Source organism: Lysinibacillus sp. FSL L8-0312, assembly GCF_038003285.1.
Classification (GTDB): Bacteria; Bacillota; Bacilli; order Bacillales_A; family Planococcaceae; genus Lysinibacillus; species Lysinibacillus fusiformis_D.
In genome coordinates, this window is the sequence record NZ_JBBOOV010000001.1 from 2268538 (window position 1) to 2284551 (window position 16014).

The following is a 16014-nucleotide window of genomic DNA, read 5'->3' on the forward strand; positions in this document are numbered from 1 at the left end:
TTCATCGCCATACATTTAGTAGCCACTATATTCCTAGCAAGAAAGTGTTAGAACATTTCCCCAATGTAAAAACCCTTCCTCATCAGCGTGCTGGAAGGGTTCCATCCAATTTATACATTCACAAGTGATGCCTCTTCTTTTGCTACTCCTTTGGCCATATATGTTGTCGCCACATAGCTTAAAGTCATACCAGGTCCAATGGTCGCTCCTGGTCCGGGATACGTTTCTCCCATAATAGACGCTGAACAATTGCCAGAAGCATATAAACCTTCAATTGGTTCACCATCTTTCTTAATCACCCGAGCATATTCGTCCACAACTAAACCACCTTTTGTACCAATATCTCCTGGAAATAAACGCAATGCATAGAACGGGGCTTTCTTTATCTCTGCCAAATTTGGATTTGGTAATGTCGGGTCCCCATAGTAATTATCATAGGCGCTATCTCCTCGATAAAAATCATCATCATGACCGTTTCGTGCAAAGTCATTAAAACGATCTACCGTCGCTACTAGCCTCTCAGCTGGCACATCCATTTCTCTGGCAAGCTCTTCAATCGTCTCCGCACTTTTCACGATGCCATGATCATACCAACTTTTCGGGAAGGCTTGTCCTGGAAACAGCCCTGTAAAAATATAACGGCTTTTAGCAGAGGCATCAATCAATATCCAGGAAGGAACAGCCTGCTCTGTTGCTTCTTGATGCTTGTACACTTTCTCTACAAATTCATGGTAGGGTGCCGCTTCATTAACAAAACGTTGCCCTGTGCTATCCACTACCATCATATTCGGTACACCGCGATCTGCCACTAGGAAGAATGGTTGCCCTTGCGGATCAATAACAGAAGGCGCTCCCCACACTTTATCCATTAAATCTAACGTAGCGCCAATTTTCACGCCAGGTTCAATGATGTCACCTGTCTGCCCTTCTGGTGAAGAAGTCCACGCAGCATTCGTTGGGCTAGGTAAATACTTTTCGCGGAGTGCCTGATTATGTGAAAAGCCACCTGATGAAAGAACAACACCCTTCTTTGCCTCAATGCGCTGCTCTTGCCCATCACGTTCCACAACGATGCCAATCACTCGTCCCTTGTCCATAATGAAATCTTTAAAGACAGTCGATAGCCAAAGCTCGCCATTTGCCTCCGCAAGAGAGAGCCGTAAACGTGCCACTAAAGCCTCACCTAAAGCTACTGGGTCACTCTTTGTCACCTTTGATTTTACTAAACGCGCCCCTAATTTCAGTGCAGTCGTTTTTCCTTGCAACGTCCGTGTAATCATATTCACCTTATGAAACTCGTAACTATTCATCGTAAAGCCTTTTGTTGATAGTGTTGCCCGACGCATAGTATTCGCTAAAGAACCCATTTTCGTTAAATCGAAAATCAGTGGTTCAATGGAACGTCCCTGTGACAAGCCACCGGGTTTTTCAGGATAATAATCCGAGTAGCCTTTTGCATACTGGAAGCGCATATGCTTAGTTTTATTGTATAAAAAGCGTAACATTTCAGGTCCTCTCGTAATATAAGCTTCCTTTAACGCTTCTGGCACACGATCACCGATTGTTGAATCTAAATATTGGCGTGCAAGCTCATGTGTATCTGGAACACCTGCGCCTTTAATGACATGATTATTCGGAATCCATAAGGCACCGCCTGAAATAGCAGAAGCACCGCCGTAGCGAGCTGTTTTTTCAATCACTAATGATTTCAATCCTTGTAATTTTGCTGTTAAACCTGCTGTCAATCCTGCTGCACCTGATCCTACTACAACTACATCATAACTTGCATCCCATTTCATTCAACCATTCCTCCCTATATGAGCTTAATCGATGAATCTGGTCTTTCTATTAAAAAGTATAAAATTAAACTAATATTCAGTCAATTGAATGAATTCGCTATTTTCCTACATTATGAAATTATCCACCGCTTTCTAGATACATTCTTGCAAGCATATTCATGTCCAATTAGCATATATTTGGAAAAATGACATTCAAGTTTATGATAGGGCGGAGGAACTTTACAGGTGAGTGCAATGATACTTGGCGGATTTCTATTTTTCAGTGTGAGCATTGGGGGTGCGATTGCCTGGATTTTCTCTAAGCTATTTCAGCATACGACACAGGGATTATCATTATTATGTGGGGGCTTTCTAGTAGGCATACTTGTGCTAGATATCATCCCTTCTTCATTTCAAATCTATCAATCATTCGGTATTATACTAGGCATTTTTATCGGTTATTTCATCTTTCAACTACTAGACACCCTATTTCATGCTTCACATACACAAAATCCATCGGTTTCTCTCCTAACTCTTGCTATGATTATCCATACAATCCCTATTAGTCTCACTGTTGGAAACTTACTTGGAAATGCTGCCTTAAGTATTTCGCTCACAGCCTCTATTATTCTTCATCATGTTCCAGAAGGCTTTGCTCTTTCAACCGCACTTATTTCTCAGGGGGAAAAGCTATGGAGACTTTTCATTTATTTCTTTATCTTCTCTATTTTCTTTAGTATCTTTATTTGGTTTGGACAATACTGGTCTTTACCGGAGAAAGCACAAGGGGTCTTAATGGGGATATCGATAGGATTAATTGCCACGGCTAGTATTTCTGAATTTATTTTGCATCAGCTACAGAAAGTCTCATTTAAATCATTTTTTATCTACCTCTTTTTAGGCTATTTCCTCAGCTATATTTTCCATATACTTGTGGAGTAAAAAAAGGGTGTCTCTAATATTAGAGACATCCTTTTTCATTATTCTTCTTCACTTAGTAGCATTAAAGTAAGCGTTAAAATTTTAGAAACCTCTGCACGAGTCAGATTTCCTTTCGGGTTAAACTTCCCATTCGTGCCATTTAAAATTCCTAAATGTTGCAAGAGACCAATAGCTTCTACTGTTTCTTTACGCATTTGATTTTTATCTGTGAAAGTATTAGTTGTGCTCACTTGTGAGACATTAACTTCCATACTTTCTAAATACCTAGCAGTAATGTATGCCATTTCCTCGCGTGTAACAGGCTTTTTCGGCTCAAATTTTTCACCATTAAAAATATCAATTAAGCCATACTCTTCTAGAATTGCTACTTCCTTTGCACCCCAGAATCCATTCAGGTCCGTATAAGTAGCTGGTCCCTCATAATCTTCATTTACATTTAAGCCAGATGCTCGGAAAATAATGGCCGCTAATTCTCCTCTAGTTACTTGTCCATTCGGATTAAAAGTTGTGGCAGATGTACCCGTGATAATATCAGCTTGATATAGCAATTGGATATAGCTCTCAGCCCAATGACCAATGGCATCCTTAAAATAACCACCTGGCTTTAACTCAACATCTGCACGAGCAAATACTTGAACCATATCATTTAAATCCTCTGCGCTAACAGCTTCCCATTTCCCTGCTGTATAAACTTCACTCTTAAAACCATTGCCAGTTTGCGTAATTTTTATTTGAATCGCATTACCGAATAACTTTTTAAGCTCTTCGTAGTTTTCTTTAAATTCTTTTTCTCCCTCTGGATATAGGTTTGTACCATCCTTGTAGGATTGAAGAATCGACTCTAACGAAATTTTTACTGTAATACTATTTTTCGTTGTAACAATCGAGACTTCATCATTCTCAAAGCCTATTTTAGATAGCAATAGCATTTTATAAATATCTTGATAGGACATTGCCTGTAATTGACTAGTAGCTGCAACAGCCTGTTTTGGATGGATAATATTTGCCACATTTACAGTTTCCTGTGCCTGTGCCTGTCCACCAAATCCTCCTGTTAAACATGCAATACTTAGTGCACCAGCTAACATTACTTTTTTCATCGTTCTTCCTCCTTCAATTCATACATCAAGTGTACTAAAACAGGACTTAGTAAATCTATAAAAATATGTAAATAATTCAATAATTATAAGAAAGACCTATTTATTACATACTAAAATTTTACTACTTCCCTTTTTATTTTGGCATGTATTCAATTAAGCGATAAGGTAATTTTTTATTATTTCTAAAAAAATTTAATAATATTACCGCCTTATATTAATTACTAGCATGATTTTTATGTGCGTTTCTAGTCATAGATGCTATTGAAACCATCCGCCTCACATGTCCTAAATTTAACAACGACAAACATACAATAGAAAATCATGCTTACAGGAGGCTTCTTTATGGTTATCACCCCTGGTATTAAAGATTTACCGTATGTCATGCAAGTAAATGGTACGAAGTTTTTCACTTTGATTGCAGAAGAAATAACGTGGGAGCTTGTCGATGGAATCTTCATTCAGGCGTGGGGCTACAACGGTTCCACACCTGGGCCAACCATTCGTGTTTATCCGGGGGATCATATATGTATTCGTGTCATTAATCGACTACCTGAAAAAACTAGTGTACATTGGCACGGCTTACTTGTCCCGAACACAATGGATGGTGTTCCTCCCATTGAACCGTCACCTTTTATCGAGCCAGGGCATTATTTCGATTATCATTTTACAATTAAAAACCCTCCTGGAACATATATGTATCATTCGCATGTGAATGTCGCTGTGCAAGATAATGCTGGTCTTTTAGGCGGATTTATCGTTGAAGACCCATGCTTACAAAACATTTCTCAGCACAAGGATTATCTATGCCTATTACAAGAATGGGCTGTCGATCAATTATCCTGGGGGAAGCTTACAAAAGGTACGTATCCTTTAAACTTTATTAAGCCTGAATTTAATTTTTTCACGATCAATGGCAAATGCTATCCTTTCACAAAGCCATTAGCCGTACATTTAGGTGATACTGTAAAAATTCGTTTTGGCAACATCCAAATGCATCACCATCCCATCCATTTACATGGTCACCAATTCCACGTCGTTGGGGCAGATGGTTTTCCTATCTCTAGCCACACACAAATTGCTAAAAACACCATTCTTGTTGCCTCTGGTGAAACATGGGATATAAGCTTTACGGCTAATAACCCTGGTATCTGGCCCATCCATTGTCATATGCCCCATCATGTTACAAACAATGGCGCACCTGGTGTTGGGGGCATGTTTACTACAGTGAATTATCTTTAACATGGAGGACAGCTTAAAAGCTGTTCTTTTTAACGTTATATTTCTTTATTATTGGGTACATACTTGATAAGGAACATCACATAAAGCTTTATATCTCTATAATATTAGAGTCTATCATTTGATTTTTATTGAAGGTTAGAAGTAGTATGGAATTGTAACGAAGGATTATCTACCTATCCACACTATTATATTAATGTAACAATTTCAAAGGAGGAATTTCGATGAATTATCAAAACATTACGGTTGCAGGTAGCGGTGTATTAGGAAGTCAAATTGCTTACCAATCTGCTTTCAAAGGTTTTAATGTAACCGTTTACGACATTAATGACGAGGCTCTAAAAAATGCACAGGATCGCATTACAAATTTAAAACCCTTGTATCAACAAGACCTAGGTGCGACACAAGAAGAAGTAGATGCTGCTTATGCACGTCTTACTTTTAATAGTGACTTAGCTCAAGCTGTTGCGAATGCAGACCTTGTAATTGAAGCCATTCCTGAGGTTGTGAGCATCAAAACTGAGTTTTACACAAATCTAGGCAAAGTAGCACCAGCAAAAACAATCTTTGCAACAAACTCGTCTACTTTATTACCTAGTCAATTTGCTGAGGCAACTGGACGCCCTGAGAAATTTTTAGCTCTCCACTTTGCAAATACTATTTGGAAAAACAATACAGCTGAAATTATGAAACACCCTGGTACAGATATGACAGTATTTGATGAGGTTGTAGAATTTGCACGTGCAATCGGCATGGTACCTCTACCATTATATAAAGAACAACCTGGCTATATTTTAAACTCATTGCTTGTGCCATTTTTAGATGCAGCTGAATCTTTGCTTGTAAAGGAAGTAGCTGATCCAGAAACGATTGATAAAACATGGATGATTGGTACTGGTGCTCCACTTGGGCCATTTGCTATCCTAGACATCGTCGGCATTAACACAGCCTATAACATTGTGGAAGCGAAAGCAAGTGCTACTGACGATGAAAACATGAAAAAATTAGCTAACCTATTAAAAACAGAGTACATTGAAAAAGGTAAACTTGGTCGTGCAACTGGCGAAGGCTTCTACACATATCCAAACCCAAGCTTTGCTAAACCAGACTTCTTAAAAGGTTAATGCTTCAAAAGAGCAATTATCCCATTAAAAAGGAAAATTGCTCTTTTCTTTTGTTTCATGTAAAGAAATCCCAAAATCCAGGTGTGTCCTTAAATTCTTTTGTCGCCATTTTTTCAATAATTTTTAATTTGATCTCCTGTTCCAGATCCTCTCTTTCCTGATAACTTGTTTGATGAAGACACTGCTTAATTTTTGGCATGAAGTTCTCAATGATTATTAGCGTCTCCTCATTGTAGTTGTTTTCCATTGATTATCTCTCCCCTTTTTTAAGCATCTGCTGAAGTTTCTTTAATGCCTTTCGATGTAGATTGGATATATTTTGAGGTGATGTGTGTAATGTTTCTGCTATTACTTTAATCGTACAATCTTTGACATAAATCAGCTCTAAAATTTGAAGTTGCTTGCCCGTTAATGTTTTTAAAGCTTTAAAGAGCTGTTCGTTTTCAACCATGTCCAATAAGCCTCCCTCAATTCTTACGTCTCCTCTAGTACACTCAGTCTCAAATAGGTCATTATCTACGATTAATAAGAAGCGGTTTTGCAATCTTCTCCTTTTTTTATCAAAATCCAAGCTGAAGAAATAAATTAAACTGCTGACATATGTTATTTTTCGAATCCTTATATAGTGAGTTTGAAAAATTTCATCAACCATTTTCCTATTACAATCGGTTGGATATAAAATGGCATTTTGAACCAAATAAAGATTTTTAGCATCAGCTAAAAAACTTCTAATAATTGGATTTTTAATCTGCTCTATATTCCTGCGAAAAAACGCCTCTATTTTTTGATACTCATTACACATTATTATCACTCCTATCTATCCGTCTTCTTGCTAAATAAAGTGAATATCCTCTCTCTATTATAAACCAAAAACAGAACAAATGTTCTATTTAAGATTAATTTATATTGATTTTATGGTGCAGCAATTCACTTTAGTCATTGTAAGGCACAACAATATTGAAGGAGGAAGATGTCATGATTACACCTGAAACGATTCAAATATGGGTTAGCTTAATTGGAAACTCTGGTTTCCCTATTGCCATTACCATCTATCTCTTTGTGCGATTCGAAAAGAAAATAGAGGTTTTAGAAGCGGTCATCTTGAGATTATTAGATAAAATGGAGCAATAATCAGCCTAAAAAAATTTACGGCAGCACTCTTTAAAAGGAATGCTGCCGTGTGACTTAACTGTGCAAATTCATACAATATGTGTAAGAACAAATACTTTTTAGATGGGAGGGGATTTTATGAATCACAATAACATGCTGTCACCGAATATTGTCATGACCCTTTTTATCATGCTTGGCATTTCCTATAATTACTTTTACGATTCATTCGCCATTCAAATCGAATACTTAGGTAATCTAGGATTTTGGCTAACACTCCCCTTATCAATTATTATTATTGTGTTGAGTATATGGCTACTTAAAAAGAAAGTGCCCATTGTTAGCACTTTACTTATACTTGTTATGGCTGGTATTACTTTAGTCATTGCATTATTTTCATTGTTCCATTGGAGTTCACCATAAAAATTTATAGCCTTTGAAGGCTGACTTCAAAGGCATTTCTTTTTTTACTAGATGTACAGCACCATATAATCTTCATCAACATATTGCTGTCCTATTTTTAACGCACGCTTTTCTGTTCCAAACACCTGAAAGCCTAGCGATTTATATAGCCCTTTTGCTGAATCATTGGAAGACACAACCGTTAAATTGATCTGCTCAACGACCGCTAATACCTTTGCTTGATTAATGACGGCTAACATTAAATGTTTACCTAAGCCAAGCCCTCGCTTTTTTGGAGAAACATAAACGGCAAAAATGTTCGCTTTATGCTTTAGCTTCATTTTATTTTCCTGTACCAATGTCGCAACGCCCAGCAAATCATTCTGTTCAAATGCCCCGAATGTAAACGATTCCTGACCCTCGAGTCTACTTGCAAATAAGGCAAGCCCCATATCCTTTTCCTCTTCAAAGCTAGAACCAAATGCCTCCGGATTCATTTGGAGTCCCTCTAATCTCAATTGACGATATACCGCAGCATCTGCTGCTGTTAAAAGCCTAATTTCCATTCTTCCCCTCCTATAACACTTTTCATTTTTATCGACCCTAGCGAATAGCATTTGATGTATTTTTTCAAGAAAATGAAGGAGGTTAAAATAGATGTCTAGCAGTATCGCGAAACACACTCTTATACTGTCGGTGAACACTATTAGCAGTACAAGAAAAATACACTTTGTACTAAGTAATCAAGACATAGAGCAACCTTAACGAAACAATCGTTTTGCAAGCGTTCTTAAAAGATTTTGCTAGGCAAACCCAATGCATATTTTCAAGCTATACAGTTGCTGGTTATTTATAGAAGACATCATTTTCGTATAACACTAGGGATTTTTCAGAAGATTTGTTTTCTTATCAAGCATAACCTCTACTAAATAAGTGATATAGTATCAATTATTTACGGAAATGATTTTATTAAGCATAAAGGATAATTATATATGAAACACCTTACTTTTAGTGATTATAATCCGTTGTTGATAAAATAAACAAACCAAATTACATACATTAAAGAGAAAAAAAGATATATATTCAGAAAATTACGACATATTACATTGACACTGTGTCATTTTTAATTTAGTATATGCATAGATTCACCAGATTTTTTAGAAATGATAGAAAGAAGTTGATCTATGAAAGATGAAATTTACACAAAGGGGATGAAAGAATGGTTAAACATAACCACAGTATGGAAGACATTATGGAACGTGAGCAAGGTTTAAACAAGGGATTAAAGACAAATCAAATTACGATGATTGCCATTGGAGGTGCCATTGGGACAGGGTTATTTCTCGGCAGTAGCTTAGCCATCGGTCTAGCTGGTCCAAGTGTTATTGTGAGTTACGCTATAGGAGCTCTCATTGCACTATTACTAATGGGTTGTCTCGCAGAAATGACGGTTGCGCACCCTACAACTGGATCATTTGGTGCTTATGCTGAAAAATACGTAAATTCCTGGGCAGGATTTGCTATTCGGTATTCCTATTGGTTCTCATTAATCTGTTCAATTGGTACAGAGGTGACCGCTGTTGCCCTTTATATGCGGTATTGGTTCCCAAGTGTACCCAATGCTGTATGGATAATATTATTTGCTGCTATACTGCTTTATGTAAACGCTACCACAGTGAAATTATTTGGCGCTGTAGAATATTGGTTCTCCGTTATTAAAATCACTGCGATTGTCGGCTTTATTATTTTAGCTAGTATTGTTATTTTCGGGGCAGATAGCTCCTCCAATATTGGCATCCAAAACTACTTCAATGATGGCGGCTTTTTCCCACATGGTTTTTGGGGAATGTGGATGGGTATATTTATTTCATTATTTAGTTATCTAAGTATTGAAATGATTGCTGTAAGTGCTGGGGAAGCAGAGAACCCAAGGAAAGCTGTCCCAATTGCATTAAAATCAGCTGTGATTCGTTTAATTTTATTTTATATTGTAACACTTGTACTAATGCTGATGATTGTCCCTTGGGGAATGGCAGGTGCAGACAAGAGCCCATTCGTTAAAGTAATGGAAATATTAAATATTCCTGGTGGCGCATCCATGATGAACTTTGTTGTTCTAATCGCAGCGCTTTCGGCTATGAATAGCCAGCTTTATATTTCTACTCGTATGATGTTCTCACTTTCACGGGGTGGCTTTGCTCCGAAGCAATTGGGTAAGCTTAACAAAAGACAAGTTCCGACGAGGGCATTGCTCGCATCTGTTATCGGTATTATCATTGCTACAGCATTTTCGATTTTCAAGCCAGAATCAGCTTTATCGCTTATGATTTCAATTTCAAGCTTTGGCGCTATGTTTGCGTGGTTTATGATTTTCATTACGCATCTATTTTTCCGTAAAAAATACAAACCGATAGATGGAGAAAAACTACCTGTACGTATGATTGGTTATCCTTATTTAACCATTTTAGGAGCCGTTCTATTAGCTTCTGTCGTATTATCAACATGGTTCTCTCCTGATTTTAAAGCAACATTACTTGTCGGCTTCCCTTGGCTTATCTTCATTTCCATCTGCTATTATATTTGGAAACGAATAAACATAGCAAAAAATCGTGTCATCACAAATGATCTTGAGGAAGAGCAAGTAGAAACCATATAGCATAGTTGTTAAAGCGCTAAAACTAATAAGATACCTCCAAGACTGATAAAGGATAGGAAATTCTCTATCCGTCTTGGAGGTATTTTTTAGATGAATGAAATGGAAAAATAGCTCCTAGAAAACCAGATGTATACTTGATCTTAATACTATTAGAAAGCAAAGCCATTCAGTTCTAAAAGTCTATTGATCGTACACATAGCTAACAGCCAGATAAAGATGCTACTATATAAAAGGCCTGAGTTCCTATACTATACTGAACTCAGACCTTTTCAATTTCTTTTTACATTCATATAATCTCAGTTCTTCGAGTACAATTACACAATTTGACCTTTTAATATATCCTCTGCGCTTTCATATGGTAGCTGTAAAGCTTCAGCAACCTTACGCATTGTAATTATACCTTGATAAACATTCAAACCTTTTCGCAATGATTCGTTTTGTAATAGTGCTTCCTTATAGCCCTTTGCTGCAATTTGTATAGCATATGGTAATGTCACATTCGTTAAAGCCATTGACGATGTTTTCGGCACTGCACCTGGCATATTACCGACTGCATAATGCACAACACCGTGTTTTTCGTATGTTGGATTATCGTGTGTTGTTACACGGTCTGCTGTTTCCACAATTCCGCCTTGATCAATGGCCACATCTACGATAACAGAGGCTGGCTGCATGGCTTTCACCATCATCTCTGTCACAAGTCGGGGCGCCTTGGCACCAGGAATAAGTACTGCACCAATAACCAAATCTGCTGTTTTTAATTGTTCTGCAATGTTGAAGCTATTGGATAGCAACGTTTGAATACGATCCCCAAATATCTCTTCAAGCTGGCGAAGTCGAGCAGGATTGACATCTAAAATCGTTACATTTGCACCTAAGCCTACAGCAGTCTTTGCTGCATTATAGCCGACAACCCCACCACCTATAATGGTTACATTACCTTTTGCCACACCTGGCACACCGCTTAGTAAAATACCTTTACCACCATTTGTTTTTTCTAAATAATGTGCACCGATTTGCGCAGCCATTCGACCAGCCACTTCTGACATCGGAGCAAGAAGTGGCAGGCTTCCATCGGCTAATTGGACCGTTTCATAAGCAATGGCTACTACTTCTTTTTCTAAAAGTGCCTTCGTTAATGCTTCATCTGCTGCTAAATGTAAGTAGGTAAATAAGATTTGTCCTTTGTAAAAATAATCATATTCTGAAGCGATTGGCTCTTTTACCTTTAGGACCATTTCGGCAGTCCATACGTCCTTCGCCGTTGGAACGATGGTTGCACCAGCTTCCATATAGTGCTCATCTGTAAAATTCGAGCCAAGACCTGCGTTCGATTCAACAAGTACTATATTACCTGCAGCTATTAAAACACTTGCACTTGCAGGCGTTAAAGCAACACGGTTTTCCATTACTTTTATTTCTTTAGGTACACCAATAATCATTCCATTACTCCTTTATTATGCAACGATTTCCCGTTCATTTTTGAATTGCTCATACAATTTTTCATCCATAATTGTTTTTAGTATTTGAACGACTTCATACACCTCTTCAAAGGTGTTATAAAGTGCCACAGGTGCGATACGAATACCATTTGGTGCTCTAAAATCAGGAATAACTCCCTTCGCTTTTAATGCCTTACAAATACGAGCCGCTTCTGTATGTGTTAAAAAGATATGTCCACCTCGTTGCTCATTGATTACTGGGCAATTAACTTCGAAACCATATTCGCCCAAATATTGATAGTATAGTGCAATGAAATACTCTGTTAGCTGAATTGATTTCTTACGAATACGTTGAATGCCTGCTTCATTAAAGAGTTCCAACGCACCTAGCAGTGGCGCAAGGTTTAATAAATGTGGTGAGCCCATTTGATAAGCACCTGCATCTGGTGCCTGTATAAGGCTTGTTTCCATATCAAATTGCTTTTCTTTAGCCGAGCTAAACCAACCTGCCAAGCCTGGCTTTGTATTAAAATGCTTCTCATTGACGAATAATCCAGCGACAGCACCAGGACCTCCGTTTAAATGTTTATAATTACACCAGAAGGCAAAGTCCACATCCCAGTCATGTAGTGAGTGCTCTATAGAACCCACTGAATGACAAAGATCAAAGCCAATTAGAATACCACGCTGATGCGCTTCCTTTGTTAGCGCTTCCATATCAAGAATCTGGCCACTTCGATATAACACACCAGGAAGGATAATCAATGCCACATCATCTGTCATCGCAGATACAATATCATCATGCGCATAAAAGTGCCCGTCCTTACTACGAACATATTGAATATGCTCCTCAATATTTTCATAATGCAAACCTAATTGACTTTGTACTGCATATAAGTCAGTTGGGAAATTTAATTCATCAATAACAATTTTTGTTTTATTACCTGTTGGCTTATAAAATGTTGCAATCATTTGATGCATATTCACAGTAGTAGAACCTGTTGCAATGACCTCCTCTGGTTTCGCGCCTACAATCTTGGCCAGCTGAGCACCCACTTGCTCAGATAAATAAAACCAAGGATATTCCCCTTGCGTCCACCCATCAATGCCGTACTGTTTCCAAGAATCTAAAAGCGTCAACAGACTTGCCTCAGCTTTCTTTGATAAAAGCCCTAATGAATTCCCATCAAAATAAATGGTCTCTGGCTGAAGATAAAATTGTTCTCTAAATCCTTGTAAATCATCATTTTTGTCTAAAAAAGCTGCGTATTCTCTTGTAGGATTAAACTCCATATTAAACACCTCACCTTTCTAAAATAATGGTAGCATGGTCATCTTTTAACCACCTTATATTCATCTTATCAAAAAGTGACACAGTGTCAATATTTTTAAAAAAAGAATTTTTATGTTTTAAAATTGATTTTTAATACATAAAACAGAAAAAACCTCCAACAGGGGGAGGTTAATCAGTATAGAGGCCTTTCATATAAAAATGTACCATTAATTCTACATTTTGCTCGATTGAGACATTTGGGTCTTGCAAGCAACGCCAAAGGAAACTCTCATTAATGTGATACCACATATTTGCAACATCTTTGGCATTTAGATGGGCGTATGCAATATTATTATTTTGCACATATAAAATATCTTTCTCAATATGATCAATAAAGTGTTGCTGAACAAGAGACCATTTTTGACGAATTTCCTCTGAGCTCCCTATTGCCTCAAGAACCAGCTTCATGAGCTTCTCGTTTTCTATACCTTGCTTATTGAATGCCTTTACCTGGAATGTAATTTGCTCTCTTGCTTCTTCCTTTGATTTCGGAACAAAGCTTAACTTCGCAATATTGTACATTTTTTCAAGAAGCGAATCGATTATTTCTATTAAAAGTGCATCTTTATTGGAAAAATAAACATAAGCTGTGCCATGCCCAACACCAGCTTCCTTAATAATTTGCTTCATCGTTGATTTCTGAAAGCCCAGTTCGAAAAATACTTTTTTCCCAGCCTCAATTAATGTCCTACGCGTTTCATGAGCACGGTCTTGTTTAATTTGACTACGATTCTTCATATTACACCAACTTCCACTTTCTCATTATACAGTGATAAAAAATAACAAGGTATTACATGAGGTTGAACAGAACCAAAGCCAATTTTGATTGTACTTCAATCAAAACTGGCTTTCCTTTTCATTATAACATTTTTATTATGACGAAATAAGAAGAAACCTTTTATTACAGCACACTACGTTTTTTCTGCACCCTAACAACACTTAACTTCCCAAAACGAGTAAGCTCACAATCGCTTGTTCAAAATATTTTAATACAAAGTGAAAAGAGAAAGATACGCTGCTTGCACACGGTTAAGTAATAAACTTAGCTAATAGAAATTAAAAAGGCTTCCCATATCAAACTTATAACCTCAATTGTATTTTTTAATATTTAACTTTAAATTCTACGCACATTATTTAGTCACAAATAGTGCCCTAAAATAAAAGCGGCGTGTAAGCTCATATTAGCCCCCTCGCCACTCATAAATTTATCAATCCTTCAAGAAAATCAAATGACCCTTTTTCAAATATCCAATAGAGGAAATCAATAATAATCTAAAGTAGCATGCGTAAAAACTGTTCAAAATGTACGCCTGCCTCGCGTGGAACTTGCTCCTTCGATGTAGCTTCGATCGCGGCGGCTAAAAATGTCTCTGCCAGCTTCATAGACTCCACTAAATCTTGCCCACGCATCATGCCGCCCATCACAACGGATGCAAATAGATCACCTGTACCTGAATAGCTCTCACCGTTATAGTTGCGAATACTATGGAAAGACCGCTCCGCATCGACAAACATATTGCCAACATAACGCTTGCCCGCAGCTGCTGTTGGTGGATTCAATCCAGTAATAATGACGTTCGCTCCAGTCGCCTGTTGTAGCTGTTGTCCTGCCTCTTCAAGAGTCTGAATATACTCGATATCGTTTTGATAGCGCTGTAGCTTCTCATACGACAAACCTGTAAGCAAGCAGCATTCCGTAACATTTGGTGTAATAATGTCAGCACACTTCACTAACTCTTTCATTCGATCAAGTAACTCACCCGTAAACATTTTATAAACCTCGCCATGATCGCCCATCACTGGGTCAACAAGCAATGTCGTTTCATTGGCGTGAAACACGTCCAAAAAACGAAAGATATTATCGATTTGCTCCTTCCCTGTGACAAATCCTGTGTGAATGCCATCAAAGGTAGTTCCAAGCTTGCTCCACTCATCTACAAAATAGTCCATCTTTGACGTTAAATCCTCACAATAAAAACTCGAATACCCTGTTTGCGCCGTTAAAATAGCTGTTGGAAGCGGTACTGCTTGTACGCCCATTACAGACAGTACAGGTATCGCAGCCGTTAACGAGCACTTCCCAAAGGATGACATATCTTGAATTACAGCAACTTTTTTCATCATTCATTCCACCTAACTCATCCTGCTTATACTTACCTCATCGTATCACAATTAGAAAGATGCGAAAATAACCTCAATCTGACCTCTAATTTTTTTATAAAATTGACACTTTCACAACAGTCAGTCCTTTGCTAAAGTAAAAATCATCAAAATATTCATCATAGTGAGGAAGAGATAAATGCAAAATATACAAAGGCCATCATCCTTTACAAAATCACGCACGAAAACATTTGATTTAGTCATTACAGCTATTTTAGCAGCACTTGTTTTCGTAGCTACCATGTTCATCAATCTTAAGCTACCGATCGGGCAAGGTGGACTTATTCATTTAGGGACATCCATGCTTTTCATTTCAGCCATTTTATTCGGACCTAAAAAAGGGGCACTTGCTGGAGCCATCGGAATGGGTTTATTCGATATCGTAGGCGGCTGGTTAATCTGGGCACCGACTACTATTATTTCACGTGCATTACAAGGCTTCATCGTTGGTAAAATCGCCTGGTCAAAAGGACATACAGGTGATAATCTTGGGCTGAATATTTTAGGGGCCGTCGTATCCATGCCTGTGATGATTGCCGTTTACTATGTGGGGCAAGCCATTATGTTCAATAGCTGGATTGCACCGATGGCATCCATTCCAGGAGACGTCATTCAAAACTTTGTAGGCTTAATGATCGCCATTCCAGTATGTGTTGTACTGAAAAAAACACCTTATTTTAAAAAGAATTTTTAATCTAAAGACGCCATCTTGCTGTTTTATACACTGCAATGAT

General features: G+C 37.7%; 16 protein-coding genes. 7 read left to right on the forward strand and 9 right to left on the reverse strand.

Going from position 1 to position 16014, the window contains the following annotated elements; genetic code table 11:
- Positions 1-110: 110 nt before the first annotated feature.
- Positions 111-1799 (reverse strand): FAD-binding protein, encoded by a 1689-nt coding sequence (locus tag MHI22_RS11480; RefSeq protein WP_340812003.1) that lies wholly within the window; start codon positions 1797-1799, stop codon positions 111-113.
- 234 nt (positions 1800-2033) lie between these two features.
- On the opposite strand from MHI22_RS11480, the gene MHI22_RS11485 reads away from it, so the two are divergent.
- Positions 2034-2720: a ZIP family metal transporter gene (locus MHI22_RS11485; protein ID WP_230593770.1), complete on the forward strand. Its 687-nt coding sequence runs from the start codon at positions 2034-2036 to the stop codon at positions 2718-2720.
- Positions 2721-2758: 38 nt separating this feature from the next.
- On the opposite strand, the gene MHI22_RS11490 is transcribed toward MHI22_RS11485, so the two are convergent.
- The gene (locus MHI22_RS11490) at positions 2759-3820 is read right to left on the reverse strand and encodes an S-layer homology domain-containing protein (protein WP_058844811.1); all 1062 of its coding nucleotides are present in this window, start codon (positions 3818-3820) and stop codon (positions 2759-2761) included.
- 342 nt (positions 3821-4162) lie between these two features.
- On the opposite strand from MHI22_RS11490, the gene MHI22_RS11495 reads away from it, so the two are divergent.
- Positions 4163-5059, forward strand: coding sequence for a copper oxidase (locus MHI22_RS11495; protein ID WP_058844810.1), 897 nt, complete (start codon positions 4163-4165; stop codon positions 5057-5059).
- Between the two features lie 221 nt (positions 5060-5280).
- Entirely contained in the window at positions 5281-6180 is a 900-nt protein-coding gene (locus MHI22_RS11500) for a 3-hydroxyacyl-CoA dehydrogenase (protein WP_340812005.1), read from the forward strand.
- A 55-nt stretch (positions 6181-6235) separates the two neighbouring features.
- On the opposite strand, the gene MHI22_RS11505 is transcribed toward MHI22_RS11500, so the two are convergent.
- On the reverse strand, positions 6236-6427 hold the full coding sequence (locus MHI22_RS11505) for a hypothetical protein (protein ID WP_036122865.1): 192 nt from the start codon (positions 6425-6427) through the stop codon (positions 6236-6238).
- A 3-nt stretch (positions 6428-6430) separates the two neighbouring features.
- Positions 6431-6982 carry a sigma-70 family RNA polymerase sigma factor gene (locus MHI22_RS11510; RefSeq protein WP_089934118.1) on the reverse strand — a complete coding sequence of 184 codons (552 nt, stop codon included), beginning with the start codon at positions 6980-6982 and terminating at the stop codon, positions 6431-6433.
- A 173-nt stretch (positions 6983-7155) separates the two neighbouring features.
- On the opposite strand from MHI22_RS11510, the gene MHI22_RS11515 reads away from it, so the two are divergent.
- A complete protein-coding gene (locus MHI22_RS11515; protein WP_080717074.1) occupies positions 7156-7311 on the forward strand; it encodes a YvrJ family protein in 156 nt (51 codons plus the stop codon).
- A 117-nt stretch (positions 7312-7428) separates the two neighbouring features.
- Positions 7429-7710 carry a hypothetical protein gene (locus MHI22_RS11520; protein ID WP_231745100.1) on the forward strand — a complete coding sequence of 94 codons (282 nt, stop codon included), beginning with the start codon at positions 7429-7431 and terminating at the stop codon, positions 7708-7710.
- A 47-nt stretch (positions 7711-7757) separates the two neighbouring features.
- On the opposite strand, the gene MHI22_RS11525 is transcribed toward MHI22_RS11520, so the two are convergent.
- On the reverse strand, positions 7758-8255 hold the full coding sequence (locus MHI22_RS11525) for a GNAT family N-acetyltransferase (protein ID WP_330493708.1): 498 nt from the start codon (positions 8253-8255) through the stop codon (positions 7758-7760).
- A 653-nt stretch (positions 8256-8908) separates the two neighbouring features.
- Here MHI22_RS11525 and MHI22_RS11530 point away from each other — a divergent pair.
- Positions 8909-10345, forward strand: coding sequence for an amino acid permease (locus MHI22_RS11530; protein ID WP_036122875.1), 1437 nt, complete (start codon positions 8909-8911; stop codon positions 10343-10345).
- Positions 10346-10659: 314 nt separating this feature from the next.
- Here the strand turns inward: MHI22_RS11530 and ald are convergent, their stop codons facing one another.
- The 4 genes from ald to MHI22_RS11550 form a co-directional block, all read right to left on the reverse strand.
- Positions 10660-11787 carry an alanine dehydrogenase gene (gene ald, locus MHI22_RS11535; protein ID WP_340812009.1) on the reverse strand — a complete coding sequence of 376 codons (1128 nt, stop codon included), beginning with the start codon at positions 11785-11787 and terminating at the stop codon, positions 10660-10662.
- Between the two features lie 15 nt (positions 11788-11802).
- Complete coding sequence (gene kynU / locus MHI22_RS11540) at positions 11803-13089, reverse strand: kynureninase (protein WP_170829884.1); 1287 nt, start codon at positions 13087-13089, stop codon at positions 11803-11805.
- 160 nt (positions 13090-13249) lie between these two features.
- Positions 13250-13858, reverse strand: coding sequence for a TetR/AcrR family transcriptional regulator (locus MHI22_RS11545; protein ID WP_036122895.1), 609 nt, complete (start codon positions 13856-13858; stop codon positions 13250-13252).
- A gap of 534 nt (positions 13859-14392) precedes the next feature.
- A complete protein-coding gene (locus MHI22_RS11550) occupies positions 14393-15241 on the reverse strand; it encodes a pyridoxamine kinase (RefSeq protein ID WP_036122898.1) in 849 nt (282 codons plus the stop codon).
- Between the two features lie 178 nt (positions 15242-15419).
- Between MHI22_RS11550 and MHI22_RS11555 the strand changes: the two genes are divergently transcribed.
- A complete protein-coding gene (locus tag MHI22_RS11555) occupies positions 15420-15974 on the forward strand; it encodes an ECF transporter S component (protein WP_036122901.1) in 555 nt (184 codons plus the stop codon).
- Positions 15975-16014: the final 40 nt, after the last annotated feature.

Coding starts and splice junctions, on each gene's coding strand:
- MHI22_RS11480 (WP_340812003.1), bottom strand. CDS start 1,799: ATGAAATGGGATGCAAGTTATGATGTAGTTGTAGTAGGATCAGGTGCA.
- MHI22_RS11485 (WP_230593770.1), top strand. CDS start 2,034: ATGATACTTGGCGGATTTCTATTTTTCAGTGTGAGCATTGGGGGTGCG.
- MHI22_RS11490 (WP_058844811.1), bottom strand. CDS start 3,820: ATGAAAAAAGTAATGTTAGCTGGTGCACTAAGTATTGCATGTTTAACA.
- MHI22_RS11495 (WP_058844810.1), top strand. CDS start 4,163: ATGGTTATCACCCCTGGTATTAAAGATTTACCGTATGTCATGCAAGTA.
- MHI22_RS11500 (WP_340812005.1), top strand. CDS start 5,281: ATGAATTATCAAAACATTACGGTTGCAGGTAGCGGTGTATTAGGAAGT.
- MHI22_RS11505 (WP_036122865.1), bottom strand. CDS start 6,427: ATGGAAAACAACTACAATGAGGAGACGCTAATAATCATTGAGAACTTC.
- MHI22_RS11510 (WP_089934118.1), bottom strand. CDS start 6,982: ATGTGTAATGAGTATCAAAAAATAGAGGCGTTTTTTCGCAGGAATATA.
- MHI22_RS11515 (WP_080717074.1), top strand. CDS start 7,156: ATGATTACACCTGAAACGATTCAAATATGGGTTAGCTTAATTGGAAAC.
- MHI22_RS11520 (WP_231745100.1), top strand. CDS start 7,429: ATGAATCACAATAACATGCTGTCACCGAATATTGTCATGACCCTTTTT.
- MHI22_RS11525 (WP_330493708.1), bottom strand. CDS start 8,255: ATGGAAATTAGGCTTTTAACAGCAGCAGATGCTGCGGTATATCGTCAA.
- MHI22_RS11530 (WP_036122875.1), top strand. CDS start 8,909: ATGGTTAAACATAACCACAGTATGGAAGACATTATGGAACGTGAGCAA.
- ald (WP_340812009.1), bottom strand. CDS start 11,787: ATGATTATTGGTGTACCTAAAGAAATAAAAGTAATGGAAAACCGTGTT.
- MHI22_RS11545 (WP_036122895.1), bottom strand. CDS start 13,858: ATGAAGAATCGTAGTCAAATTAAACAAGACCGTGCTCATGAAACGCGT.
- MHI22_RS11550 (WP_036122898.1), bottom strand. CDS start 15,241: ATGAAAAAAGTTGCTGTAATTCAAGATATGTCATCCTTTGGGAAGTGC.
- MHI22_RS11555 (WP_036122901.1), top strand. CDS start 15,420: ATGCAAAATATACAAAGGCCATCATCCTTTACAAAATCACGCACGAAA.